At 65.9% G+C, this 23,013-nt stretch carries 25 protein-coding genes and 2 tRNA genes; 16 read left to right on the forward strand and 11 right to left on the reverse strand.

What is annotated here, in order from left to right:
* Positions 1-135: 135 nt before the first annotated feature.
* A complete protein-coding gene (gene fumC / locus CLI93_RS02050) occupies positions 136-1,527 on the forward strand; it encodes a class II fumarate hydratase (RefSeq protein WP_095541301.1) in 1,392 nt (463 codons plus the stop codon).
* Between the two features lie 16 nt (positions 1,528-1,543).
* On the opposite strand, the gene CLI93_RS02055 is transcribed toward fumC, so the two are convergent.
* Positions 1,544-2,746, reverse strand: coding sequence for a sugar transporter (locus CLI93_RS02055; RefSeq protein ID WP_238945699.1), 1,203 nt, complete (start codon positions 2,744-2,746; stop codon positions 1,544-1,546).
* A 165-nt stretch (positions 2,747-2,911) separates the two neighbouring features.
* The gene (trxA, locus tag CLI93_RS02060; protein WP_095541299.1) at positions 2,912-3,247 is read right to left on the reverse strand and encodes a thioredoxin; all 336 of its coding nucleotides are present in this window, start codon (positions 3,245-3,247) and stop codon (positions 2,912-2,914) included.
* 218 nt (positions 3,248-3,465) lie between these two features.
* Here trxA and thiM point away from each other — a divergent pair, with 218 nt between their 5' ends.
* Genes thiM through thiD form a run of 3 tightly spaced genes read left to right on the forward strand, consistent with a single transcriptional unit; the run spans position 3,466 to position 5,966 of the window.
* The gene (gene thiM / locus CLI93_RS02065) at positions 3,466-4,380 is read left to right on the forward strand and encodes a hydroxyethylthiazole kinase (RefSeq protein WP_095541298.1); all 915 of its coding nucleotides are present in this window, start codon (positions 3,466-3,468) and stop codon (positions 4,378-4,380) included.
* A gap of 14 nt (positions 4,381-4,394) precedes the next feature.
* Positions 4,395-5,045: a thiamine phosphate synthase gene (gene thiE, locus CLI93_RS02070; RefSeq protein ID WP_095541297.1), complete on the forward strand. Its 651-nt coding sequence runs from the start codon at positions 4,395-4,397 to the stop codon at positions 5,043-5,045.
* Positions 5,046-5,096: 51 nt separating this feature from the next.
* The gene (gene thiD / locus CLI93_RS02075; RefSeq protein ID WP_095541418.1) at positions 5,097-5,966 is read left to right on the forward strand and encodes a bifunctional hydroxymethylpyrimidine kinase/phosphomethylpyrimidine kinase; all 870 of its coding nucleotides are present in this window, start codon (positions 5,097-5,099) and stop codon (positions 5,964-5,966) included.
* A 47-nt stretch (positions 5,967-6,013) separates the two neighbouring features.
* On the opposite strand, the gene aroC is transcribed toward thiD, so the two are convergent.
* From aroC to CLI93_RS02115, 8 genes are all read right to left on the reverse strand, one after another.
* Positions 6,014-7,084, reverse strand: coding sequence for a chorismate synthase (gene aroC / locus CLI93_RS02080; RefSeq protein WP_095541296.1), 1,071 nt, complete (start codon positions 7,082-7,084; stop codon positions 6,014-6,016).
* A 184-nt stretch (positions 7,085-7,268) separates the two neighbouring features.
* Positions 7,269-7,661: a 30S ribosomal protein S9 gene (rpsI, locus tag CLI93_RS02085; RefSeq protein ID WP_095538823.1), complete on the reverse strand. Its 393-nt coding sequence runs from the start codon at positions 7,659-7,661 to the stop codon at positions 7,269-7,271.
* Positions 7,662-7,673: 12 nt separating this feature from the next.
* Positions 7,674-8,102: a 50S ribosomal protein L13 gene (rplM, locus tag CLI93_RS02090; protein WP_095541295.1), complete on the reverse strand. Its 429-nt coding sequence runs from the start codon at positions 8,100-8,102 to the stop codon at positions 7,674-7,676.
* Positions 8,103-8,320: 218 nt separating this feature from the next.
* The gene (locus tag CLI93_RS02095; RefSeq protein ID WP_238945698.1) at positions 8,321-10,009 is read right to left on the reverse strand and encodes an ABC transporter ATP-binding protein; all 1,689 of its coding nucleotides are present in this window, start codon (positions 10,007-10,009) and stop codon (positions 8,321-8,323) included.
* Between the two features lie 18 nt (positions 10,010-10,027).
* Positions 10,028-11,104, reverse strand: coding sequence for an ABC transporter permease (locus CLI93_RS02100; RefSeq protein WP_238945697.1), 1,077 nt, complete (start codon positions 11,102-11,104; stop codon positions 10,028-10,030).
* Between the two features lie 107 nt (positions 11,105-11,211).
* Positions 11,212-12,216 carry a DNA ligase gene (locus CLI93_RS02105; protein WP_238946656.1) on the reverse strand — a complete coding sequence of 335 codons (1,005 nt, stop codon included), beginning with the start codon at positions 12,214-12,216 and terminating at the stop codon, positions 11,212-11,214.
* Positions 12,217-12,244: 28 nt separating this feature from the next.
* Entirely contained in the window at positions 12,245-12,757 is a 513-nt protein-coding gene (locus tag CLI93_RS02110) for a DUF2501 domain-containing protein (RefSeq protein ID WP_143326312.1), read from the reverse strand.
* 133 nt (positions 12,758-12,890) lie between these two features.
* Complete coding sequence (locus CLI93_RS02115) at positions 12,891-13,532, reverse strand: NYN domain-containing protein (protein ID WP_095541292.1); 642 nt, start codon at positions 13,530-13,532, stop codon at positions 12,891-12,893.
* A gap of 284 nt (positions 13,533-13,816) precedes the next feature.
* Between CLI93_RS02115 and CLI93_RS02120 the strand changes: the two genes are divergently transcribed.
* From CLI93_RS02120 to greB, 8 genes are all read left to right on the forward strand, one after another.
* Positions 13,817-14,770, forward strand: coding sequence for a LysR substrate-binding domain-containing protein (locus CLI93_RS02120; RefSeq protein ID WP_095541291.1), 954 nt, complete (start codon positions 13,817-13,819; stop codon positions 14,768-14,770).
* A 77-nt stretch (positions 14,771-14,847) separates the two neighbouring features.
* The gene (leuC, locus tag CLI93_RS02125; RefSeq protein ID WP_095541290.1) at positions 14,848-16,269 is read left to right on the forward strand and encodes a 3-isopropylmalate dehydratase large subunit; all 1,422 of its coding nucleotides are present in this window, start codon (positions 14,848-14,850) and stop codon (positions 16,267-16,269) included.
* A gap of 146 nt (positions 16,270-16,415) precedes the next feature.
* Entirely contained in the window at positions 16,416-16,547 is a 132-nt protein-coding gene (locus tag CLI93_RS02130; protein WP_095541415.1) for an entericidin A/B family lipoprotein, read from the forward strand.
* 81 nt (positions 16,548-16,628) lie between these two features.
* Complete coding sequence (locus tag CLI93_RS02135; protein WP_095541289.1) at positions 16,629-17,174, forward strand: hypothetical protein; 546 nt, start codon at positions 16,629-16,631, stop codon at positions 17,172-17,174.
* A 1-nt stretch (position 17,175) separates the two neighbouring features.
* The gene (gene leuD / locus CLI93_RS02140) at positions 17,176-17,847 is read left to right on the forward strand and encodes a 3-isopropylmalate dehydratase small subunit (RefSeq protein ID WP_095541288.1); all 672 of its coding nucleotides are present in this window, start codon (positions 17,176-17,178) and stop codon (positions 17,845-17,847) included.
* A gap of 52 nt (positions 17,848-17,899) precedes the next feature.
* Positions 17,900-17,977, forward strand: a tRNA-Arg gene (locus CLI93_RS02145).
* A 73-nt stretch (positions 17,978-18,050) separates the two neighbouring features.
* Positions 18,051-18,128: transfer RNA gene (locus CLI93_RS02150), tRNA-Arg, on the forward strand.
* A 159-nt stretch (positions 18,129-18,287) separates the two neighbouring features.
* Positions 18,288-18,854 carry a transcription elongation factor GreB gene (gene greB, locus CLI93_RS02155; protein WP_095541414.1) on the forward strand — a complete coding sequence of 189 codons (567 nt, stop codon included), beginning with the start codon at positions 18,288-18,290 and terminating at the stop codon, positions 18,852-18,854.
* Positions 18,855-18,898: 44 nt separating this feature from the next.
* Here greB and cyaY read toward each other — a convergent pair whose 3' ends face one another.
* Entirely contained in the window at positions 18,899-19,231 is a 333-nt protein-coding gene (cyaY, locus tag CLI93_RS02160; protein WP_095541287.1) for an iron donor protein CyaY, read from the reverse strand.
* Between the two features lie 12 nt (positions 19,232-19,243).
* Between cyaY and lptM the strand changes: the two genes are divergently transcribed.
* The 4 genes from lptM to CLI93_RS02180 all read left to right on the forward strand — a co-directional run bounded on the left by lptM (position 19,244) and on the right by CLI93_RS02180 (position 22,998).
* The gene (gene lptM, locus CLI93_RS02165; RefSeq protein ID WP_095541286.1) at positions 19,244-19,441 is read left to right on the forward strand and encodes an LPS translocon maturation chaperone LptM; all 198 of its coding nucleotides are present in this window, start codon (positions 19,244-19,246) and stop codon (positions 19,439-19,441) included.
* A 118-nt stretch (positions 19,442-19,559) separates the two neighbouring features.
* Positions 19,560-20,849, forward strand: coding sequence for a diaminopimelate decarboxylase (lysA, locus tag CLI93_RS02170; protein WP_095541285.1), 1,290 nt, complete (start codon positions 19,560-19,562; stop codon positions 20,847-20,849).
* 58 nt (positions 20,850-20,907) lie between these two features.
* On the forward strand, positions 20,908-22,215 hold the full coding sequence (locus CLI93_RS02175; RefSeq protein ID WP_095541284.1) for a PLP-dependent transferase: 1,308 nt from the start codon (positions 20,908-20,910) through the stop codon (positions 22,213-22,215).
* Positions 22,216-22,371: 156 nt separating this feature from the next.
* The gene (locus CLI93_RS02180) at positions 22,372-22,998 is read left to right on the forward strand and encodes a hypothetical protein (RefSeq protein WP_095541283.1); all 627 of its coding nucleotides are present in this window, start codon (positions 22,372-22,374) and stop codon (positions 22,996-22,998) included.
* The last annotated feature ends 15 nt before the right edge of the window (positions 22,999-23,013 follow it).

Consider the following 23,013-nt stretch of genomic DNA (forward strand, 5'->3'; position numbering starts at 1 on the left):
CAGTTCGGAAAATTGGCTGCGCGGATTCTATGGAACTTCTGCCTGGGCTTGGCTCTACAGCGCAAGCACCGAAGAATAAGAATAATTTGCAGTAATAATCCTGCTTCTCGACTTCAAAACCCTTTGCACCGCACCATGACACAGCAGACCCGCACCGAAAAAGACACCTTTGGCCCCATCGAAGTGCCCGCCGACAAGCTCTGGGGCGCGCAAACCCAGCGCTCGCTGCAAAACTTCGACATCTCCGGCGAGAAGCAGCCGCGTGAAATCATCAAGGCGCTGGCGCAGGTCAAGCGCGCCTCGGCCGCCGTCAACCACGCGCTGGGCCTGCTGGACGAGAAAAAAGCCAAGGCCATCATCGCCGCCGCGCAGGAAGTGATCGAGGGCAAGCACCCGGACGAATTCCCGCTGGTGGTCTGGCAGACCGGCTCGGGCACGCAATCGAACATGAACCTCAACGAAGTCATCGCCAACCGCGCCAGCGAGCTGCTGGGCGGCGAGCGCGGCGAGGCCCGCCTGGTGCACCCCAATGACGACGTGAACAAAAGCCAATCCTCCAACGACGTATTCCCCACCGCCTCGCACGTGGCCGCCGTCGATGCCCTGACCCACAAGCTGCTGCCCGCCATCGACCTGCTCAAAAACACCCTGGCCGAAAAAGCCAAGGCCTTTGACGGCATCGTCAAGATCGGCCGCACCCACTTGCAAGACGCCACGCCGCTGACGCTGGGGCAGGAAATCTCCGGCTGGGTCGCCCAGCTCGAACACGGCAAGAAACACGTGCAGGACGCCCTGCCCCACCTCTGCGAGCTGGCCCTGGGCGGCACCGCCGTGGGCACGGGCCTGAATGCGCCCAAGGGCTATGCCGAAGGCGTGGCCAAGGAGCTGGCAAAAATCACCGGCCTGGCCTTTGTGACCTCGCCCAACAAGTTCGAATCGCTGGCCTCGCAAGACGCGCTGGTGCACGCCCACGGCGCGCTCAAAACCCTGGCCGCCAGCCTGACCAAGATCGCCAACGACGTGCGCTGGCTGGCCAGCGGCCCGCGCAGCGGCATCGGCGAAATCACCATCCCCGAGAACGAGCCTGGCTCCTCCATCATGCCCGGCAAGGTCAACCCCACGCAAAGCGAAGCCGTGACCATGCTGGCCGCGCAAGTCATGGGCAACGACGTGGCCATCAACATCAGCGGCGCATCGGGCAACTTCGAGCTCAACGTGTTCCGCCCCGTGGTGGCCCACAACTTCCTGCAAAGCGTGCGCCTCTTGGCCGACGGCATGCGCAGCTTCAACGACCACTGCGCCGTGGGCATCGAACCCAACCGCGAACGCATTGCCGAGCTGGTGGGCAACTCGCTGATGCTGGTCACCGCGCTGAACCCGCACATCGGCTACGACAAGGCCGCCTTCATCGCCAAGAAAGCGCACAAGGAAGGCACCAGCCTGCGCGAAGCGGCGATTGCCAGCGGCTACCTCACGGCCGAGCAGTTCGACCAGTGGGTGGTGCCTGAGAACATGGTGGGCCGCTGATCCATATCAGCTCAGTTCAATCGACCAGACGCCCCTGGGCAAAGGCGCTGCGCCAACGCCGCAGCGCAGCGCCAGCGCCCAGCAACGCCAGGCAGGCCAGGAGGCTGGCCTGCCAGCCCACATGGGCCACGCCCCAGTGCCCGATGACGCCGCTGCCCAGCAAGGCCCCGGCGCCAATGCCCACATTGAACAGGCCGGAAAACAAGGCCATGGCCACATCGCCCGCATCGGCGGCCAGGCCCAGCACCCGCGCCTGCATGGCCAGCGCAAAGCACAAGAACACCGCGCCCCACAGGCCCAGCAGCGCCGCCAGCGCCCAGGGTTGCGCCGCCGCCGGGCGCAGCAGGCCCAGGCACAGCACCAAGGCCGCCAAGGCGCACAGCAAGAACGCCGCCGGATGGCGCAGCCCCTGCCAACTGAACAAGGCACTGCCCACCAGCCCGGCCGCGCCAAACAGCAGCAGCATCTGGGTGATGGGCGGCCCATCCAGCCCGGCCACACGCTGCATGAAAGGCTCCAGATAGCTGTAGGCCATGAAATGCGCCGTCACCCCAGCCACCAGCAGCACATACACACTCACCAGCGCCGGGCGGCGCAGCAGCAGCGGCAGGCTGCGCAGTGAGCCGCTGCGTTCACTGGGCAAGCGCGGCAACAGCCACCACAGCAGCAGCAACACCAGCAGCGCCACGGCCCCGATACCGGCAAAGGTCACCCGCCAGCCCAGCCACTGGCCCATCGCCCGCCCCAGCGGAATGCCCAGCACCATGGCCAGCGAAGTGCCGCCGGCAAGCAGGCCCAGCGCCTGCGCCTTGCGCCCGGCCGGCGCCACGCGCACCACCAGCGAAGCCGTGATCGACCAGAACACCGCATGCGCCGCCGCAATACCCAGCCGCCCCAACAGCAACACGCTGAAATTGGGCGCCAGCGCGCACACGCCATGGCTGGCCACGAACAGCGCGAACAGGCCCACCAACAGCCCACGGCGCTCCATGCGGCGCGTGGCCAGCATCAAGGGCAACGAAGCCAGCGCCACCGCCCAGGCATAAACCGTCAGCATCAGCCCAACGCGCTCGGCGCGCATGCCAAAGCTCTCGCCCATGGCGCCGAGCAGGCCCACGGGCACGAACTCCGTGGTGTTGAACACAAACGCCGCCAAGGCCAAGGCCAGCACCGCCAGCCAGGCGCGGCCGGGCGAGGCGCTGTGAACATGAGAATCCAAAGAGCTTGATGGCATTAGCAGGTCAACAGATGGCAACAGGCAGGGAGAAAATGCTTCACGTCTCACGCCAAAAAGCCCGGCCCTGGTGTCCCAGGGCCGGGCTTTTTGGGGATGCGGCGCGGCATTGGCTTGAGGACCCCGCCGCGCGCGCGGCTTCTCAGGCGTTCAAGCGTTCAGTGCGCCGTCGATGAAGGCCTGGATTTGTGTCTTGCCTTGCGCGCCAACCTGGGTGGCTGCGACCTGGCCGTTCTTGAACAGCATCAGCGTCGGGATGCCGCGGATGCCGTACTTGGCGGGCACTTCGCGGTTTTCATCGACGTTGATTTTCTTGATGAGCAGCTTGCCTTGGTTGGCCGCGGCCAGCTCTTCGAGCACGGGGGCGATTTGCCGGCATGGGCCGCACCATTCGGCCCAGAAGTCCAGCAGCACTGGGGTCTGCGACTGCAGCACTTCGGCTTCGAAGTTGGCATCGGTCACGGGGGATGTGAGGGCATTGGACATGGCAGGTTCTCGCTGTGGGTTGCAAAAAACAAAAGATCGCAGCGCGACGCGCGATCGAATAATGGCTGCGATTTTGACAGAACTTTGCCAAACGCATCGCCGGCTGAGCCGGCCTGGCATCAGGGGCTGCGGTCAAGCCGCGCTGGCTGCAGCCTGCGCTGCGATTGCGGTTAGGATTGGCCGCTTCTTCGACCATCCTCCGCGATGAGTGCCACGCCATGACCGCCACGACCACCAGCGCTGCCCTGCCCGATGCCACCGCCCTGAACCCTGAGACCCTGCCTGCGTTTGCTGCGCAGGCCTTGACGCTGCTGCGTGCGCGCACGCCCTTGGTGCAATCGATCACCAATACGGTGGTGGCCAATTTCACCGCCAATGTCCTGCTGGCGCTGGGGGCGGCGCCGGCGATGGTGGACATTCCGCGCGAGGCCGGGCCGTTTGCGCGCATGGCCTCGGGCCTGCTGATCAATCTGGGCACGCCCGTGCCTTCGCAGGCCGAGGCGGTGATGGAGGCTGCCTGCGCTGCGGCCGAGGCGGGCACGCCCTGGGTGCTCGATCCGGTGGCCATTGGCAGCCTGCCGGTGCGCACGGCGCTGGCGGCGCAGTTGCTGCAGCAGCGCCCCAGCGCCGTGCGCGGCAATGCCTCTGAGATTCTGGCCGCCGCCGGCTGCGGCGCGGGCGGGCGCGGGGTGGATGCCACGGCCAGCGTGGCCCAGGCCGAGCAGGCCGCGATGCAGCTGGCAGCGGCCAGCGGCGCGGTGGTGGCGGTCTCCGGACCCGTGGATTTTCTGACCGATGGGCAGTCTCAGATCCGCCTGGCCAATGGCACGCCTTTGCTGACCAAGGTCACCGGCGGCGGCTGCGCTTTGGGCAGCGTGATGGCGGCGTTTTTGTCGCTGGCCAACTCCCGCGCCGAGCATTTGCCACTGGCCGCTGCGGCCGTGCTGGTCTACACCATCGCCGCGGAAATGGCTGCCGAGCAGGTGGCCCGCCAGCAGCAGGGGCCAGGCAGTTTTGCCGTGCAGTTCATCGACCGGCTGGCGCTCATCACGGCGCACGATGTGCTCACGCACGCGCAGGTGCAAGGCATTGAGCGCGCGGGCGCTGCCAGTGCAAGCTCTTCAGTTTTGTGAACAGGCCCTGAACCATGTCTCTTGATCTTGCCTTGTATCTGGTGACCGATTCGGGCCAGTGCGCCCGCGCCGGCCGCAGCCTGCAGGAGACGGTGCTGCGCGCCGTCGAAGGGGGCGTGCGCATCGTGCAGATCCGCGAAAAAGAGGCCGGCGCGCGCGAGTTCCTCGCCAACGTCTGCGCCGTCGCCCAGGTCTTGCCCGCGCAGGTGCCGCTGCTGGTCAACGACCGCATCGACGTGTTCCTGGCGGCCCGCGCCGCCGGCGCGCGCGTGGCCGGGGTGCACATTGGCCAATCGGAAATCCCGGCCGAGCTGGCGCGCCAGCTGATTGGCCCGCAGGCCATCCTGGGCCTGAGCGCGGCCACGCCCGCTGCACTGGCCGAAGCCGAGCGCTGCGGCGTGGTGGATTACGTGGGCATTGGCCCGCTCAACACCACCACGACCAAGAAGAATGCGCCGCCGGCGCTGGGCCTGCCGGCGCTGCAGGCTTTGCGCCAGGGCGTGCGCCTGCCGGCCGTGGCCATTGGCGGCATCGGCAGCGGCGACATGGCCGGGCTGCGCGCCGCAGGCTTTGATGGCGCGGCCGTGGTCAGCGCCATTTGCGCCGCGCCCGATCCCAGCCAGGCCGCGCAGGCGCTGCTGCAGGCCTGGCAGCACGGCGCATGAGGCCCGCCAAAGCTCCAGCCATTCACTTCCATCCACCCGAACTGCATGCCCATGAACTCTGCCTCCAGCCCCTCCTCCACCGGCGCGGCCCCGACTGCGCCCCGCATTCCGCGCGTGCTCAGCATTGCCGGCACCGACCCCACCGGCGGCGCTGGCGTGCAGGCCGATCTCAAAAGCATTGCCGCCAACGGCGGCTATGGCATGGCCGTGGTCACAGCGCTGGTGGCGCAAAACACCCAAGGGGTGCGCTCCATCCATGTGCCGCCGATGTCGTTCTTGCGCGAACAGCTCGATGCCGTCAGCGATGATGTGCGCATCGACGCGCTGAAAATCGGCATGCTGGGCACAGCGGACATCATCGCCACGGTGGCCGATTGGTTGGCCCAGCACCGCCCGCCGGTGCTGGTGCTCGATCCGGTGATGGTCGCCACCAGCGGCGATCGTCTGCTGGACGCCGCCGCCGAGGATGCGCTGCGCGCCCTGCTGCACCAGGCCGATCTCATCACCCCGAACATGCCCGAGCTGGCCGTTCTGGCCGATGCCGCCGAGGCCAGCGATTGGCCGCAGGTGCTGCAGCAGGCACAGCAGGTGGCCAATCGTTACCAGGTGCACGTGCTGGCCAAGGGCGGCCATCTGCAAGGCGCGCTGGTGCCCGATGCGCTGGTGGCGCCCGATGGCAGCGTGCAGGAGTTCCCCGGTGAGCGCATTGCCACGCGCAACACGCATGGCACGGGCTGCTCGTACTCCGCCGCGCTGGCCACACTGCGCCCGCAAACGGCCAACTGGGCCGAGGCCGTGGCGCGCGCCAAGGCTTGGTTGACCGAGAGCATCCGGCACGCCGATGCGCTGCAGGTCGGCCAGGGCCACGGCCCCATCAGCCACTTCGCCACGCTGTGGCAGCTGCAGCAAGCGCGCGGCTGAGGGACTGCCTTCAAGCCCCCCCTGCCCCGTGCAGGGCTCAGCCTTATTCAAACGGGGATGGACGCCGGCGCATGGGCGCGCTGGCGCAGGGCGTGGTCCATCAACACCAGGGCCAGCAAGGCCTCGGCAATGGGCGCGGCGCGAATGCCCACGCAAGGGTCATGCCGGCCCTTGGTGACGACTTGCACGGGCTGGCCGTCCACGTCGATCGAGGGCCGGGGCGTGAGGATGGAGCTGGTGGGCTTGATGGCAATGCGCACCTCAATATCCTGGCCGGTGCTGATGCCGCCCAGGATGCCGCCGGCGTGGTTGCTGGCAAAGCCCTGCGGGGTGATGGCGTCGCCATGCTCGCTGCCCAGCTGCGTGGCGCTGGCAAAGCCCGCGCCGATCTCCACGCCCTTAACGGCGTTCAGGCCCATCATGGCGTAGGCGATGTCGGCATCGAGCCGGTCGTACAGCGGCTCGCCCAGGCCCCGGGGCACGCCGCTGGCGATCACGCGCACGATGGCGCCGCAGGAGTCGTGCTGCTTGCGCAGCGCATCCATGTACTGCTCCAGCGCGCTGGTGTCTCGCACCGGGGCGAAGAACGGGTTTTGCGCTACGTACTCCAGCGATTCAAAGCCGATCTCCAGTGGCCCCAGCTGCGCCATGAAGCCGTGCAGCTGCGTGCCGTACTGCTCTTGCAGCCATTTGCGCGCCACCGCACCGGCGGCCACGGTGGGCGCGGTCAGGCGCGCCGAGGAGCGCCCGCCGCCACGCGGATCGCGGATGCCGTACTTGTGCCAGTAGCTGTAGTCGGCATGGCCGGGGCGGAACTGGCGCGCAATCTCGCCATAGTCCTTGCTGCGCTGATCGACGTTGCGGATCAGCAGCGCGATTGGCGTGCCGGTGGTCTTGCCCTCATAAACGCCCGAGAGGATTTCCACTTGGTCAGGCTCGTTGCGCTGCGTGACGAAGCGGCTGGTGCCAGGGCGGCGGCGGTCAAGCTCGCGCTGGATGTCAGATTCGGCCAGCGCCATGCCCGGCGGGCAGCCATCAATCACGCAGCCAATGGCCGGGCCGTGGGATTCACCAAAGTTGGTGACGCGAAATAGGGTTCCAAAGGTGCTGCCGCTCATAGTGGCGCGATTATCGCTGCTGCTGCTGCCTTCGCGGCTCGGGCGGGAGCTCGGTCAGACTCATCTGCAAAACCATTGAACGGAGCGCGAATGGAACACACCAAAGCAAGATTCAAGGCGGGGCACAAGGCATAAAAAAAGCCATGCTTGTTGCCAAGCATGGCTTTTGTCCGCACACCAGCAATTAACGCTTGGAGAACTGCTTGCGGCGACGGGCGGAGTGCAGACCAACCTTCTTGCGCTCAACCTCGCGGGCATCGCGCGTGACGTAGCCGGCAGCGGACAGCTGGGGCTTGAGCGTCTCGTCGTAGTCGATCAGCGCGCGGGTGATGCCATGGCGCACTGCGCCGGCCTGGCCGGATTCACCGCCGCCGTGCACGTTGACCTGGATGTCGAAGGTTTCGACATGGTCGGTCAGCACCAGGGGCTGCTTGGCGATCATGATCGAGGTCTGGCGACCGAAGTAGTTCTCGATCTCCTTGCCGTTGATGACGATCTTGCCGGAGCCTTTTTTCAGGAAGACACGGGCCACGCTGGATTTGCGGCGGCCGGTGCCATTGTTCCAATCACCAATCATGTTGCAGGCTCCTTAGATTTCCAGCACTTTGGGCTGTTGGGCGGTATGCGGGTGCTCGGCGCCGCCATAGACCTTGAGCTTCTTGATCATGGCGTAGCCCAGCGGGCCCTTGGGCAGCATGCCCTTGACGGCCTTCTCCAGTGCGCGGCCGGGGTGCTTGGCCTGCATGTCACGGAAGTTGGTGGCGCGGATGCCGCCGGGATAGCCGGTGTGGCGGTAGTACATCTTGTCCAGGCTCTTGTTGCCGGTGACCTTGAGCTTGGAGGCGTTGATGACGACGATATAGTCGCCCGTGTCAACGTGAGGTGTGTAAATGGCTTTGTGCTTGCCGCGCAGGCGCAGGGCAACTTCGCTGGCTACCCGGCCGAGCACCTTGTCGGTGGCGTCGATCACAAACCACTCATGTTGCACCTCAGCGGGTTTTGCGCTGAATGTAGACATGCGGTTTTCCTTTGAAAACAAGAAACTTGCCCTATTGCCACGGTCGGTGCTCTTCTTGGAGCGGAGCCTCTTAGGTGGTGGGCGGCGTGGGCCACAAAACAAAAGCCTGGCAAGCCAGGCGCTGCATCAGCCATGCCGTTTTGCTGCGGGGCAAAAACGCTGCAAACCGCGCATTGTATAACAAACGCCAAGGCCGCCTTGCGCGGCATTGGCGCAGCTCATGAATGGTGCGGCGCCGGGGCCTGAGCAGCTGCCAAAAGCGCCTGGGTGTAGGGGTGCTGCGGGCGCTGCAGCACAGCGGCGATGGGGCCGGCCTCGACATCCTGGCCGTTTTTCATCACCAGCACATGGTGGGCCATGGCGCGCACCACGTCCACGTCGTGGGTGATGAGCAAATAGGCCAGGCCGCGCTCGCGCTGCAAGCGCTGCAGCAGGGCCAGCACTTGTTGCTGGATGGTGGCATCGAGCGCGCTGGTGGGCTCGTCGAGCACCAGGATGGAAGGCTCGACCATCAGCGCCCGGGCGATGGCGATGCGCTGGCGCTGGCCACCGGAGAATTCGTGCGGGTAGCGCTCCAGCAGCTGGGGGAACTGCGCCAGCGTCAGCCCCACTTCGGCCAGCAGCGCCAGGGCCTTGGCCCGGCGCTGGGCCGCGCTCAGGCCCAAGCCGTGCGCCAGCGCGCCCTCCTCGACGATTTCGCCCACGGTCAGGCGCGGCGACAGGGCCGAGAACGGATCCTGGAACACGACTTGGATTTGCCGCCGCAATCGTTGGTTGTGCGCGCTGTTGCGCATGGCCGGCTGTTGCCAGGGTTGGCCATTGATGCGCAGCTGCCCCTGCATGGGCAGCAGGCCCAGCACGGCCTGGGCCAGCGTGGTCTTGCCCGAACCGGACTCGCCCACAATGGCCAGCGTCTGCTGCGGCGCGAGCGTGAAGTCCATAGGCTGCACGGCGGTAAAACGCCCCTTGCGCAGCCAGCCGCGCAGACCGGGGATGGGCACTTCGTAGTGCACCGCCAGGCCGCGCGCCTCGATGGCGGGCGCAGGCTGGGATGCCTGCTGCGCGGGGGGCTTGTCGGGCGCTTCGACGACATCGCGCACTGGGCGGCTGCCGATGAGCTGCCGGGTGTAGGGCTGCTGCGGCGCCGCGAACAGCTGCTGCACTGGGCCTTGCTCGACGATGCGCCCGGCCTGCATGACGGCGATGCGATCGGCAAACTGGCGCACCAGGTTCAGGTCGTGCGTGATCAGCAGGATGGCCATGCCCGTCTCGCGCTGCAGATCGGCCAGCAGCTGCAGGATTTGCTGGCGCAGCTGCACGTCCAGCGCCGTTGTCGGCTCGTCGGCGATCAGCAGCGCCGGGCGGTTGGCCAGCGCCATGGCGATCATGGCGCGCTGGCGCTGGCCGCCGCTGAGCTGGTGCGAGTAGCTGTGCGCACGCCGCGCGGGTTCCGGGATGCCGGTTTTTTCCAGCAAGGCCACGGCCTGCTGCTGCGCAGCAGCCAATGACAGGCCTTGTTTGAGCTGCAGCACCTCGGCAATCTGCCGCCCAACCGTCATCAATGGATTGAGCGCGGTCATGGGCTCTTGAAAGATCACCGCCACCTCGCCGCCGCGCACGGCGCGCAGCTGCGCCTCGTCCATGGTCAGCAGATCGCGCCCGGCCAGCAGTGCGCGGCCGCTCAGCTGCGCGCCTTCGAGCAGGCGCAGCAGGCTCAGCGCTGTGACGCTTTTGCCCGAGCCCGATTCCCCGACCAGCGCCAGGCGCTCGCCCTGGGCAATGCGCAGATCCACGCCGTGCACGACCTGCTGGCTGCCAAAGGCCACGCTCAGGCCTTGCACATCGAGCAACGGCTGGCGGGCATTGGCTTGCTGGTTGGAGTATTGGCTCATCGGTGAATGGTGCATGGGCTGTTGGAGTGCCGCTCATGCGGCCTGCTTGCGCGGATCGAGCGCATCGCGCAGCGCATCGCCCATGAGCGTCAGCAGCAGCAGCGTCAGCACCATCAGCAAGAAGGTGAACACCCCGATCCACCAGGCGTCGAGATTGCTCTTGCCCTGGTTGAGTAGCTCGCCCAGCGAGGGCGTGCCCGGCGGCACGCCCAGGCCCAGGAAGTCCAGCGCCACCAGCGAGGCAATGGCCGCGCTCATGCGAAAGGGCAGGAAGGTGACCACCGGCGTCATGCTGTTGGGCAGGATGTGACGGCGCATGATTTGCCAATTGCTCACGCCCAGCGCCCGCGCGGACTTGACGTAATCGAGCTGGCGATTGCGCAGGAATTCAGCGCGCACATAGTCCGACAGGCCCATCCAGCCAAACAGACTCAAAATCAGCAGCAGCAATCCAATGCTGGGCTGGAAGATGGCGCTGAGGATGATGAGCAAAAACAGCTCAGGCATGGAGCCCCAGACTTCCAGAAAGCGCTGGCCGACCAAATCCACCTTGCCGGCAAAAAAGCCCTGCACCGCGCCGGCGGCCACCCCCAGCGCCACGCCAATGGCCGTCAGCGCCAGCGCAAACAGCACGCTGACGCGAAAGCCATAGATGAGCTGGGCCAGCAGGTCGCGGCCGCGGTTGTCCGTGCCCAGCCAGTTTTCGCGCGAGGGCGGCGCCGGGTCCGGGGCGCTGCTGTAGTAATTGATGGTTTTGGGGCCATAGCGATTGGGCGGAAACAGCGCCCAATTGCCTGCGCTGGTGATGCGCTGCAGGATCAGCGGATCGAGGTAATCGGTTTCGGTCTCGAAATCACCGCCGAAGGTGGTCTCCGGGTAGCTGTGCAGCAGCGGCAGGTAAAGCCGCCCCTCATAACGCATCAGCAGCGGCTTGTCGTTGGAGAGCAGCTCGGCCATCAGGCTGAGCAACAGCAGCGCGGCAAACAGCAGCAGGCTCCAGTAGCCCAGCCGGTTGCGCCGAAAGCGCTGCCAGGCGCGCCGGCGCGGCGACAGCGGGCGGGCCATGCCGTGCGGCACGGCGGGGGCGTCTTCAATGGGCTGGCTGGGCATGTGCAGGGATGTTCAGGACTGGCAAGGCCCTTGGCTGTGCATCCCGCAAGAGAAACCCACAAGCCCCAAGGCAGCGCCAGCGCCCGTTTATACCCCAGGCAAAACGCTCAATCGCCCTGCGCGGGGCGAATGCGCACAAAAGTGGCAAAGCGCGGCAAGCCTTTGGCGGTCAGGCCTCGATAGCGGTAGGTGATGGTGCTGCCAATGGGCGGCGAGGCACTGCGTTCGCTGTCGCTAAAGCCCGAGCCGATGCGAAAGCGGCCTTGCGCGTTCTCGCAGCTGAGCGAGCCCATCCGCCCCTGCAAACGCCCCCGGCCTGGATGGTGCGCGACCACGACGCATTCGGCATCGTGCGCGCTTTTCATCTTCAGCAGCAGCTCGCTGCGCCCGCGCGGATAGGCCGCCTGAGGGTGGCGCAGCATTACGCCCTCACCGCCGCCGGCTTCGACTTCGCGCAAGAAGGCCTGAGCCGCCGCCGCATCGGCCACCGGGCGCTGCTCCACGATACGGATGCGGCCCGGCCCAGCCCCAGCGGCCCCAGTAGCAGCAGCAGTAGCCGCACTCTGCGCCAGATAGTCGCGCAGCACTTGCAGGCGCTGCAGCAGGCCGCCTGCGGCATTGGGCACGTCGAACACCGCATAGTGCAGTGGCTGCCAGGCCTGTGGATCGCTGCTGTGCACGGCCGCTGCGGCCAGCTCGAAGCGGCCCCGGCCGGCAAACAGCTCGCCATCGAGCGCAAACGGCGGAAAGCCCTGCGTGAACCACGCTGGCGCCGTGAAGGCTTTACCCGAACGCCCAATGAGCTGGCGGCCATCCCAAAACGCACGCACGCCATCGAGCTTCTCGCTCATCAACCAACCGGCCACGGCCTGGCCACGGTATTCCTGGGCCAGCATCATGTGCGCTGGCTGCACCGCTTTCGGATCGGGCTGCGCCGACTCGGCCCAAGCCTGGGGTAGCGCCAAGGCCGCCGCCATGCCCAAGGCCAATGCGTTCCAGCAGCGGCTGCGGTGATGGCCTCCCGCAGCACGGCTTGGCAGCGACACGGCCAGAAAACGCTGCGCAAACTCAGTAGCCAGTATGCCTATGCGCTGCAGATGGAGATGGGGCACATGGCGCGGCGATTCGTGCGCGGCTCCCTCAGAGCAGCGATGCCGCGTGTTTGAGCACATATTCACAGGCCTTGGCCTTGAATTCTTTTTGCAGCTTGCCGAAATCCAGGCTGGAGCCACTGCCCATGAGCTGGCCAGCCAGGCCGCTGGCATAGTGACTGTCCTGTGACTGTGCAGTGGCTGGCGCCAGACCCGCACGGTCCAACAGGCCGTCGCGCAGCCCAGTCACGCGGACCGTCTGCTCCAGCAGGCGCTGGCGCACACAATATTCCAGCACCCCGGCCATATTGCTCAGCGGCGTGCCCTGCAGGTTGGGCATACCCAGCCCAGCCAAGGCGCCGCCTGGCGCCAACGTACCAGCGAGCCCAGTGCCAAGGCCTGCAGGCAAGGCAGCCCCTGAGGCAGCGGGCCGGTGCTGGCCTGCTGAGGTTTTTTCCTCGATCAAGCGCCCCAGCGCATCCTGCTGAGCCCATGCGCTGCCTGCCGTGATGCAGGCCGTCAGCCCCAGCAAAATCGAAAGGTGAAACTTGGTATGCGGCACTTTGGGCTCCTTGTTTGTGAGGTGCTGTTGGAAATCTCAACGTCTGTGAGCAGCCTGTGGCTGCACACCGACCGTTTCAAACGCACAAAGCGCGCCCACTATGCCATAGGCCTGGCCTGCCGAAACCGCAAGTTCAGCGGAAGACTTCTTCCAGCAGCGTTTCGTACTCGTCGTCCACGTGGCCGTCGATCAGCTCCGACAGCGGCAGCACGTAGGCGGCTTCTTCCAGCAGGCGCTGTGAAGTCTTGGCGTAGTTGGGCAGGTCGAACTCAGGCACCATCACGCGGCAACCAATGCCCTGCAACTTGCGCACCAGCGGGGAGAAATCGGCCGCGCCGGTGAACAGCACCACGACATCGAAGCGGTGGTGCAAGGCCAGGTCGTAGGTCTCCAGCGCCAGGCTGATGTCCACGCCTTTTTCCTCCGGCGGGCTGACCGCCTCGTTCATGGGCTGGTAGTGTGGGATCACGCCCGCCCACATCAGCACCTGGTCCTGGAAGCGGTCCGTCTCCAGTTGCTTGAGCGGATCGCGGGTGGCCTGCACGGCCTTGAGCGAGAAGCGGCCACGGAAGAAATGCGCCTCCGCAATCTGGCACAGCCCGGTCAGGCCGTCTTTCTCGATGGCGCTGATGTGGTGGCGCAGGTAGTTGTGCAGCGCGCCAATGTTCAAATGGCTTTGGCGCTCGTGGGTGAAACGGTAGTAGTTGCTGATGCGCCAGAAGAAGCTGCCGTCGTAAATCACGGCAATCTTCAGAAGACTGTGTCCATTGTTCATTGGTGAAGTAGTCAAATCGATCAAATGGGCTGCGGGGCATGCAGCACAGCCACCCCGGTAAGCCCTTCAAAAAAATGAAGGGCGCGATTGTAGATAAAAGTGAACTGCCGCCATCTGGCCGGCACCCCCAACAGACGTAACAGCCGGCAAAAATCCCCTCGCGTCCACGGGCAGCGCAATGCTGCGATGCCCAGCCGTCAAGCAAAGCATCTCAACCCACGAAACCAAAAGGCATTTTTATCGGAAATAATTAAGCAAATTCGCAAAAAGCGATACCAAAAGCCATGACGCCCACGCCCCTCGCTCCCCGCCTGCTGCGCCCGCCCAGCCTGACGACGCTGCAATTGTTCGTGGCCGTCTGCGACAGCGGCAGCATCGGACATGCGGCGCAGCGTGAGTTCATCGCCGCTTCCGCGGTCAGCAAGCGCCTTTCCGATCTGGAGCGAGAAATTGGCATGCCACTGCTGCAGCGCCACAGCCGGGGCGTGCGCCCTACCCCGGCAGGGCAAAACCTGCTGCAGCACGCGCGCAGCATCCTCAACGAAATCAGGCGGTTGCACAGCGATCTGCAGGAATACGCCGAAGGCGTGCGCGGCCATGTGCAGGTGTTTGCCAACCTCTCGGCCATCGTGCAATTCCTGCCTGAAGACCTGGGCCACTTCGTGCGCCAGCACCCGGCCATCAAGATCGACCTGCAGGAGCGCATGAGCCGCGACACCCTGGCCGCAGTACAGGAGGGCGCCGTAGGCCTGGGCATCTGCCATACGCCCGGCCAGCCGCCCGCTGCACTGCAGGCGCGCCCCTATCACCGCGACCGCCTGGTACTGGTCATGCCACGCAGCCACCCGCTGGCCAACGCTGGCGGCGCGCCTGGCCTGGCCTTTGCGCAGGCCCTGGAGGCCGATTTCGTCGGCCTGCACAGCGACAGCAGCATCGGCCTGTTGATGCGGCAGGCTGCCGCGGCGGCTGGCAAGACCCTGCGCCAGCGCATCCAGGTCACCGGGCTGGATGCCATGTGCCGCATGATCGACAACGGCCTGGGCATCGGCCTCATGCCCGACCGCGCCTTTGCGCTGATGCAAAGCTGGGGTGGGCTGTGCGCCATGCCCTTGCTCGACGCCTGGGCGCAGCGCCAGTCCTGGCTGATTGCGCGCGATTTCGAGGCCCTGCCACCAGCGGCCCGCCTGCTGGCCGAGCATTTGCAGCACCGAGCCCAGGCCCCGCCTGTTCAGACTTGAGGGCCTGTGCCACCTACAATGCGCGCCCACTACTGCGCACCCAGAACATCCACCGCTACCCCTGATTGCCCCGCCCCATGAACAAGACCCTCTACGACAAGATCTTCGACGAGCACGTCGTCCACACCGAGGAGGACGGCACCGCCATCCTCTACATTGACCGCCACCTGGTGCACGAAGTCACCAGCCCGCAGGCCTTCGAAGGCCTGCGCGAGGCCGGCCGCAAGGTCTGGCGCGTCAGCTCCATCGTCGCCACCGCCGACCACAACACCCCCACCACCGGCTGGGAGCGCGGCTACGACGGCATTGAAGACCCGATCAGCAAGGAGCAGATCGTCACGCTCAACGCCAACATCAACGAATTCGGCGCGGCGGCCTTCTTCCCCTTCATGTCCAAGGGCCAGGGCATCGTGCACGTCATGGGCCCGGAAAACGGCGCCACGCTGCCGGGCATGACCGTGGTCTGCGGCGACAGCCACACCTCCACGCACGGCGCCTTTGGCGCGCTGGCGCACGGCATCGGCACCAGCGAGGTCGAGCACGTCATGGCCACGCAAACGCTGCTGGCCAAAAAGGCCAAGAACATGCTCATCAAGGTCGAAGGCAAGGCCGCGCCTGGCGTCACCGCCAAGGACATCGTGCTGGCCATCATCGGCAAGATCGGCACCGCCGGCGGCACGGGCTACACCATCGAATTTGCCGGCTCGGCCATCCGCGACCTGTCCATGGAGGGGCGCATGACGGTGTGCAACATGGCCATCGAAGCCGGCGCCCGCGCCGGCCTGGTGGCCGTGGACGACAAAACCATCGACTACATCAAGGGCCGGCCGCTGGCGCCCACCGGGCTGGAGTGGGAACAGGCCGTGCAGTACTGGAAAACCCTGCACTCCGACCCCGGCGCTGTGTTCGACAAGGTGGTCGAGCTTGATGCGGCGCAGATCGTGCCACAGGTCACTTGGGGCACCTCGCCCGAGATGGTGCTGGGCATCGACGCCCGCGTGCCCGACCCGGACAAGGAAAAAGACCCGGTCAAGCGCAGCGCCATGGAGCGCGCGCTGAGCTACATGGCGCTGGAGCCAGGCAAGCCGCTGCACGACATCTTCGTGGACAAGGTGTTCATTGGCTCATGCACCAACAGCCGCATCGAGGACATGCGCGAGGCGGCCGCCGTGGTCAAGAAGCTCGGCCAGAAAGTGGCGCGCAACATCAAGCTGGCCATGGTCGTGCCCGGCTCGGGCGTGGTCAAGGAACAGGCCGAGCGCGAAGGGCTGGACCAGATCTTCAAGGCCGCTGGCTTCGAGTGGCGCGAGCCGGGCTGCTCCATGTGCCTGGCCATGAACGCCGACCGGCTGGAGCCAGGCGAGCGCTGCGCCTCCACCAGCAACCGCAACTTCGAAGGCCGCCAGGGTGCCGGCGGGCGCACCCACCTGGTCAGCCCCGCCATGGCCGCTGCCGCTGCCATCCATGGCCACTTCGTCGACATCCGGCGCTTTGCCTGAACGCGCCTTGAGCGCGCATTGAACACACACATTGAGCGCCCCTGGCAGTTGCCTGGCCGGCGCGATTGGGCTACAAACTGCCCAGCCTTTTTCACAACCCTGCTGCCTTGCAGAAAATGTTCAGGCAGCCCCACAAGGAGATCATGATGAAAACCATCGCATCCAGCATCCTGGCCACCCTCGTCGCCGCCCTGGCCCTGGCCGGCTGCAACACCGTGCAAGGCGTCGGCCAAGACGTGCAGCAAGGCGGCCGCGCCATCGAACGCGCCGCCAAGTAATCCCGGCGGCACGCCTGTCGCATCCCTCCTCTCTCTCAGAAAGAGGGCTGCGACCCATCACTTCTTGCCGGTACTGCGCCCATGATCCGCGTCACGCCCCAGTTCCGCCTGGCCTATGCGATCAACCTGATCGCACTGATGCTCTCGGCCGGCACCACGCTGCTGGTGCTGTTCCTGAGCATCATGCAAGTGCTTTACTGGGACATCAGCCGGCTCATGAGCCTGCTGATGTCCCTGGTCTCTCTGCTGCTGGCCGCGCTCGTGCTGGCCCTGCCGCTGTACCGCCTGACCCTGCTGAGCCAAGACCCGCACCTGCTCGACGCCTATCTGTTTCCTGGCCCCATCACCTGGCTACGCCGTGCCGGCATGGCCTTGATTTACCTAATGGCCGTGCTTGCGCCGCTGCAGCTGCTCTGGGTCTTGGCGGCCGTGGATCTGGTGCCCATCCACAAAGCCGGCCCCAAGGTGCTGGATCTGCTCAGCTCGCTGTTTTCGCTCAGGCCCTTGCAGTTCGGCAGCATGCTGCTGGGCCTGCTGTTTTTCGAGCTCAGCCGCCTGCTGGGCTTCGAGCACAAATTCCGCCTTTGGCGCGCGCAGCAGCGCGCCGCCAAGCCTTCGTCCGACTGACATGCAAAAGTTCACCATCCACCAAGGCTTGGTGGCGCCGCTCGACCGTGAAAACGTCGACACCGACGCCATCATCCCCAAGCAATTCCTCAAATCCATCAAGCGCACCGGCTTCGGGCCCAATCTGTTTGATGAATGGCGCTACCTGGACCAGCCCGGCCAGCCGGGCGTGCCCGAGTCCGAGCGCAAGCCCAATCCGGATTTCGTGCTCAACCAACCGCGCTACCAGGGCGCCTCCATCCTGCTGACGCGGCAGAACTTCGGCTGCGGCTCCTCGCGCGAGCACGCCCCCTGGGCGCTGGCGCAATACGGCTTTCGCGCCATCATCGCACCCAGCTATGCCGATATCTTCTTCAACAACAGCTTCAAGAACGGCCTGCTGCCCATCGTGCAACCGGCCAGCGTCGTCGATCGCCTGTTCAACGAGGTCTACGCCTTCCCCGGCTACACCCTGACCATCGATCTGGAGCGCCAGTGCATCGTCCTGCCCCAAGGCGAGGAGCTGCCCTTTGACATCCTGCCCTTTCGCAAATACTGCCTGCTGGGCGGCTTTGACGACATCGGCCTGACCTTGCGCCATGCCGACAAGATCCGCGCCTTCGAGGCCGAACGTCTGGCGCGCAAGCCCTGGCTGGCGCACACCATCGGCGTCGAAAAAGCGCCCGTGGCCTGAAGGCCTTGTTTTTCCGAGGAGCGTTTTTTCTGTGCTAGAATCTCGGTTTTCAGCGGCTGTAGCTCAGTTGGATTAGAGTACTTGGCTACGAACCAAGGGGTCGTGGGTTCGAATCCTGCCAGCCGCGCCATTTTCAAAGTCTTGTTGCGCTCAATGCGCTGCCGTTTTTAGCGGCACCCGCCAGCAACAAGGCCCATCGTTTTGCGGCTGTAGCTCAGTTGGATTAGAGTACTTGGCTACGAACCAAGGGGTCGTGGGTTCGAATCCTGCCAGCCGCGCCATTTTTGAAAGCCCGCTTGCGCTGTTTCCGGCCAGGCGGGCTTTTTCCATGGCTGCAACGCAAGGCCTACGATGGCGCTCAGGCCGGATTTCAAATCTCAGCGCTGGCTTGAATGCCTGCAAACATCGCCGATTGGCAATTGGAGTGTGAGGTACGCCCGATGAACAAGGCCTTCGTCAAGGAAAACACCGAGCAGCCCGAACAGGATGAACCGGCCCAATCCAGGTCGGCGCTGCCCGCTGGCGCGAAAAACTACATCACGCCAGCAGGTCACGCCAGCCTGCACGCCGAGCTCAAGACCCTGCTGGAAGAGGAGCGCCCGCGCATCGTCGATACCGTGCACTGGGCCGCCAAGAACGGCGACCGCTCCGAAAACGGCGATTACCTCTACGGCAAGAAACGCTTGCGCGAGATCGACCGGCGCGTGCGCTTTCTCACCAAAAGGCTGGAGATCGCCCAGGTCGTTGATGCCAGCGTGCACCACGGCAAGGACCAGGTGTTCTTCGGCGCCAGCGTGGATTACGAGACCGAAGACGGCCAGCAGCACAGCGTCACCATCGTCGGCATCGACGAGGCCGACAGCCTGCAGCAGCGCATCAGCTGGATCTCGCCCGTGGCGCGCGCCCTGCTTAAGGCCCGCATCGACGATGAGGTGCTGCTGCACACCCCGTCCGGGCCGCAGCGGCTGCTGGTGCTGGATGTGCGCTATCCAGCTCCAGGCAACTGAAACAAAAGAGCCCGCAAAATGCCACGCGGGCGGCTCATGCTGGTTCAGGCCGCTGCAAAGTCCAGCGCCGTGCCGGCCTGCTCGCTGGCAAAGCGGTTGAGCAGCGCGAAGAACTCGCCGCCGCCTTTGGTGTCCAGCCACTGGCCCTGCTCGAACTTGAAGTGAAAGCCGCCTGCGCTGGCTGCCAGCCAGATCTCGTGCAAGGGCTTTTGCTCATTGATCACCAGCTGCGATCCGTTGGGGAACACGATCGTTACCATGCCGCCCACGCGCTGTGCATCCAGATCCACATCGGTGGTTTCGAGGATTCGGTCGCAAGCCTGCTCCACCTGCAGCAGCAGGGCATCGGCGCGATCAGCGTATTCCAAGTCTGTCATTACAATTCCCGGATGCATTCAATCCGCAAAATTGTAATCTGCGCCTGTGCCCACGGCCTGCTGGCTGCGGCGCTGGCAGGCTGCGGCCAGTCGGGCCCGCTGTACCTGCCGCCGCCGCAAGCCGAGACCGGCAAGGCAGCACCGCCACAGGCCACTACTGCCCCGGCCTCGCCCTCTTCTGCCTCTGGCGCAGCCCCCTTGGAGCGCTGAGCCAGGAGAGCCCACACCACACAGCGCGCGTCTCTCGCGCGCTTTTGCTTTTGCTTTCGCCCGCCACCCAGTCGCGCTGCCTGCCGCAGACGCACTGGCGCCACTTTCACTCCCGATCATGAGCACCTCTCTTCCCGGCGCCCCGTTTTTTCATTACCGCGATGGTCAGCTCCACGCCGAAGATGTGCCGCTGCACACACTGGCGCAGCAGCATGGCACGCCGCTGTTCGTGTATTCGCAAGCGGCGCTGGGCGCGGCGCTCCAGGCCTATCAGCAGGGCTTTGCCGGGCGCCAGGTCAGCCTGCACTACGCCGTCAAGGCCAATTCCAATCTGTCGATCCTGCGCTTTTTTGCCGAGCGCGGCTGCGGCTTCGACATCGTCTCCCAGGGGGAATTGCAGCGCGCCCTGGCCGCTGGCGCCGAGCCGGGCCGTATCGTGTTTTCCGGCGTGGGCAAAACCCGCGCCGAGATGCGCTTCGCGCTGGAATGCGGCATCGGCTGCTTCAACGTCGAAAGCGAGGCTGAGCTGGACGTGCTCAACGAAGTGGCACAACAACTGCAGCGCAAAGCCCCGGTCAGCCTGCGCGTCAACCCCGATGTGGACGCGCAAACCCACCCCTACATCTCCACTGGCCTGAAAGGCAACAAATTCGGCATCGCGCACGAGCGCGCCCTGCCCGCCTTCCAGCACGCTGCCAGCCTGCCCTGGATCGAGGTCAAGGGCATCGATTGCCACATCGGCTCGCAAATCACCACCGAAGCGCCCTACCTCGATGCGATGGACAGGCTGCTCGATCTGGTCGAGCGCATCGAGGCGGCCGGCATCGCCCTGGGCCACATCGACTTCGGCGGCGGCCTGGGCATCCAGTACCGCGACGAAACCCCGCCCTCGCCACACGCGCTGTGGCAAAAACTGTTTGCCCGCGCCGATGCGCGCGGCTTTGGCCAGCGCCATTTCATGGTCGAGCCCGGGCGCTCGCTGGTGGGCAATGCTGGGGTTTGCATCACGCAGGTGCTCTACCTCAAGCCCGGGCAGGACAAGCATTTCTGCATCGTCGATGCCGCCATGAACGATCTGCCGCGCCCGGCCATGTATCAGGCCTACCATGCCATCGTGCCGCTGGCTCAAGCCGCGCCGGCCCATGCCGCTGCGCCCCAGCAGTACGACGTGGTCGGCCCCGTGTGCGAAAGCGGCGACTGGCTCGGCCACGACCGGCAACTGCAAGTGGCCCCGGGCGACTGGCTGGCCGTGTGCTCGGCCGGCGCCTACTCCATGAGCATGGCCAGCAACTACAACAGCCGCCCACGCGCGGCCGAGGTGCTGGTCAATGGCGCGCACAGCCGCCTGATCCGCCAGCGCGAAAGCCTGGAGCACATGCTGCACAACGAAATGCTGCAGGCCAGCTGAAATTCCGGCCCCACGCCTGCCCACCCACCTTCCATCCCCCCCACCACACCAGCTAGCCATGGCCCAATCCCCCGAACGCCCCGAGCAGTCCGCCTCGCCCGCCTGGCACTCCAGCACGGCCATCGTGCACCACCCCTACCAGCCTCCGGCCGGGTTCGAGGCCATCCAGCCCGCAGTGCACAAGGCCTCGACCATCTTCTTCCCCAGCATGGCCGCCGTGCGCCAGCGCGACTGGGCTTTCAAAAGCACCTACACCTACGGCCTGCACGGCACGCCCACCAGCTTCACGCTGGAGGAGCGCCTGGCCAGCCTCGAAGGCGCCCGCTACTGCCTGCTGGCGCCCAGCGGCCTGGCGGCCGTCTCGCTGGTCAACCTGGCCTTGCTGCGCCAGGGCGACCAAGTGCTGCTGCCCGACAACGTCTACGGCCCCAACAAAGAGCTGGCCCGCCAGTGCCTGGCCGAATACGGCATCGACTGGGCCTGCTATGACCCGCTGGACGCGCAGGACCTGCAGCGCAAGCTCACGCCCCGCACCCGTCTGGTCTGGCTGGAGGCCGCCGGCTCCGTCACCATGGAATTTCCCGATCTGCTCGGCCTGCTGCAAGTCTGCCGCGCGCACGGCGTGACCACGGCGCTGGACAACACCTGGGGCGCCGGCCTGGCATTTGCGCCATTTGCACTGCCCGGCGCGGACGGCAGCACGCTGGGGGTGGACATCAGCGTGCACGCCCTGACCAAATATCCCAACGGTGGCGGCGACGTGCTCATGGGCAGCATTTGCACCCGCGACGCGCAGCTGCTGCAAACCCTCAAGCGCCGCCACATGCACCTGGGCTTGGGCGTAGGCATGAATGATGTCGAATCCGTGCTGCGCGGCCTGCCCAGCATGGCCCTGCGCTACGCCGCGCAAGACTGCGCCGCCCGCCAGCTGGCCCAGTTCCTGGCCCAGCACCCAGCCGTGGCGCGCGTGCTGCACCCGGCCCTGCCCAGCAGCCCCGGCCATGCCCACTGGCGCCAAATCTGCGCCCCCGATGCGCCGCCAGCCCCGGCCTGCGACGGCCAGCGCGCCGCTACCCCCATCGCCAGCGAAGGCGCAGCCGCCGGCATCTTCTCGTTCGAGCCTGCCGCGCACTGGTCCAGTCAGCAAATTGACGCCTTCTGCGAAGCCCTGCAGCTGTTTCGCATCGGCTACAGCTGGGGCGGCCCTGTCAGCCTGGTCATGGCCTATGACCTGCGCAACGACCGCGAACTGAGCAGCAGCCACGCCAGACTGGGCAGCCAACGCGTCATCCGCCTGTGCATCGGCCTGGAGCACCCGGATGACCTGCAGGCCGACCTGGCACAGGCGTTGGCCGCCTGCGGGTAAGTGCCGGCGCGACAGCCACCACCGGCCAAGGCGCCAGGCTGCCGTTGCCTGCGTCAACCTGCAGCGCGAGCCATGCGTTGAGCGCCGGTCAGCCCACACCATCGCTTGACTGAGTCCGCCCCAGTCTGCACAGCGGCCATTACGAGGAGTGATTGCATGCCCCGCCCCCTGCATGGACTTGCCAAGCCCTTTGCTGCATCGCCCTTGCAGCATCTCCCCACCTTGCCGACTGCGGTGCAAGCCGACGGCCTGCATCAGCGCTCGCTCCGCTGGCTGGCCTGTGCGCTGCTGGCGCTGGGCATGGCCGGTTGCGCCGTGCACGACAGCGCCTATTACGGCGATGGCCACTACGGCCATGTGCGCGGCCACAGCCTGGGCGGCTATGCCTACCCGCCTGGGGCGTACAGCTTGCCACCAGGCACCGTCTACCGCGGGCGGTATTACGGCCAGCCGGCGTACCTCGTGCCCTACCCTGGGCCCGACTATGACTGGCCTGGCTACCGTCGGCCCTATTACGTCCCGCCGCCTGGCTATGGGCATCCCCATGGCCATCCGCATGGGCATCGCCCTGCGCCCAGAGTGCAGAGCTGGCTCAATCGAAAACCACCGCCCTCGGTGCCGCACCCACCACCCAGCAACGCCCAGCAGGCCCTGGATCGGCCTTTCCAGTCTCCAGGCCAGGGCCACAGCCCCCATTGGCTGCAACCGCAGCCCCCACAACCGCACACCGAGCGCCCCGGCCCCGCCAGCGGCAGCGTGCTGCGGCCGCTGCCCCAGCGTTAGGGAAGGTCTGCACCA

The sequence above is a fragment of the Vandammella animalimorsus genome (assembly GCF_002288875.1).
Taxonomy (GTDB): domain Bacteria; phylum Pseudomonadota; class Gammaproteobacteria; order Burkholderiales; family Burkholderiaceae_C; genus Lampropedia; species Lampropedia animalimorsus.

What these genes read in the sequence shown, in the direction of transcription:
- fumC (WP_095541301.1), top strand. Translation starts at nt 136, where the DNA reads ATGACACAGCAGACCCGCACCGAAAAAGACACCTTTGGCCCCATCGAA.
- trxA (WP_095541299.1), bottom strand. Translation starts at nt 3,247, where the DNA reads ATGTCCAATGCCCTCACATCCCCCGTGACCGATGCCAACTTCGAAGCC.
- thiM (WP_095541298.1), top strand. Translation starts at nt 3,466, where the DNA reads ATGACCGCCACGACCACCAGCGCTGCCCTGCCCGATGCCACCGCCCTG.
- thiE (WP_095541297.1), top strand. Translation starts at nt 4,395, where the DNA reads ATGTCTCTTGATCTTGCCTTGTATCTGGTGACCGATTCGGGCCAGTGC.
- thiD (WP_095541418.1), top strand. Translation starts at nt 5,097, where the DNA reads ATGAACTCTGCCTCCAGCCCCTCCTCCACCGGCGCGGCCCCGACTGCG.
- aroC (WP_095541296.1), bottom strand. Translation starts at nt 7,084, where the DNA reads ATGAGCGGCAGCACCTTTGGAACCCTATTTCGCGTCACCAACTTTGGT.
- rpsI (WP_095538823.1), bottom strand. Translation starts at nt 7,661, where the DNA reads ATGATTGGTGATTGGAACAATGGCACCGGCCGCCGCAAATCCAGCGTG.
- rplM (WP_095541295.1), bottom strand. Translation starts at nt 8,102, where the DNA reads ATGTCTACATTCAGCGCAAAACCCGCTGAGGTGCAACATGAGTGGTTT.
- CLI93_RS02095 (WP_238945698.1), bottom strand. Translation starts at nt 10,009, where the DNA reads ATGCACCATTCACCGATGAGCCAATACTCCAACCAGCAAGCCAATGCC.
- CLI93_RS02100 (WP_238945697.1), bottom strand. Translation starts at nt 11,104, where the DNA reads ATGCCCAGCCAGCCCATTGAAGACGCCCCCGCCGTGCCGCACGGCATG.
- CLI93_RS02115 (WP_095541292.1), bottom strand. Translation starts at nt 13,532, where the DNA reads ATGAACAATGGACACAGTCTTCTGAAGATTGCCGTGATTTACGACGGC.
- CLI93_RS02120 (WP_095541291.1), top strand. Translation starts at nt 13,817, where the DNA reads ATGACGCCCACGCCCCTCGCTCCCCGCCTGCTGCGCCCGCCCAGCCTG.
- leuC (WP_095541290.1), top strand. Translation starts at nt 14,848, where the DNA reads ATGAACAAGACCCTCTACGACAAGATCTTCGACGAGCACGTCGTCCAC.
- CLI93_RS02130 (WP_095541415.1), top strand. Translation starts at nt 16,416, where the DNA reads ATGAAAACCATCGCATCCAGCATCCTGGCCACCCTCGTCGCCGCCCTG.
- CLI93_RS02135 (WP_095541289.1), top strand. Translation starts at nt 16,629, where the DNA reads ATGATCCGCGTCACGCCCCAGTTCCGCCTGGCCTATGCGATCAACCTG.
- leuD (WP_095541288.1), top strand. Translation starts at nt 17,176, where the DNA reads ATGCAAAAGTTCACCATCCACCAAGGCTTGGTGGCGCCGCTCGACCGT.
- greB (WP_095541414.1), top strand. Translation starts at nt 18,288, where the DNA reads ATGAACAAGGCCTTCGTCAAGGAAAACACCGAGCAGCCCGAACAGGAT.
- cyaY (WP_095541287.1), bottom strand. Translation starts at nt 19,231, where the DNA reads ATGACAGACTTGGAATACGCTGATCGCGCCGATGCCCTGCTGCTGCAG.
- lptM (WP_095541286.1), top strand. Translation starts at nt 19,244, where the DNA reads ATGCATTCAATCCGCAAAATTGTAATCTGCGCCTGTGCCCACGGCCTG.
- lysA (WP_095541285.1), top strand. Translation starts at nt 19,560, where the DNA reads ATGAGCACCTCTCTTCCCGGCGCCCCGTTTTTTCATTACCGCGATGGT.
- CLI93_RS02175 (WP_095541284.1), top strand. Translation starts at nt 20,908, where the DNA reads ATGGCCCAATCCCCCGAACGCCCCGAGCAGTCCGCCTCGCCCGCCTGG.
- CLI93_RS02180 (WP_095541283.1), top strand. Translation starts at nt 22,372, where the DNA reads ATGCCCCGCCCCCTGCATGGACTTGCCAAGCCCTTTGCTGCATCGCCC.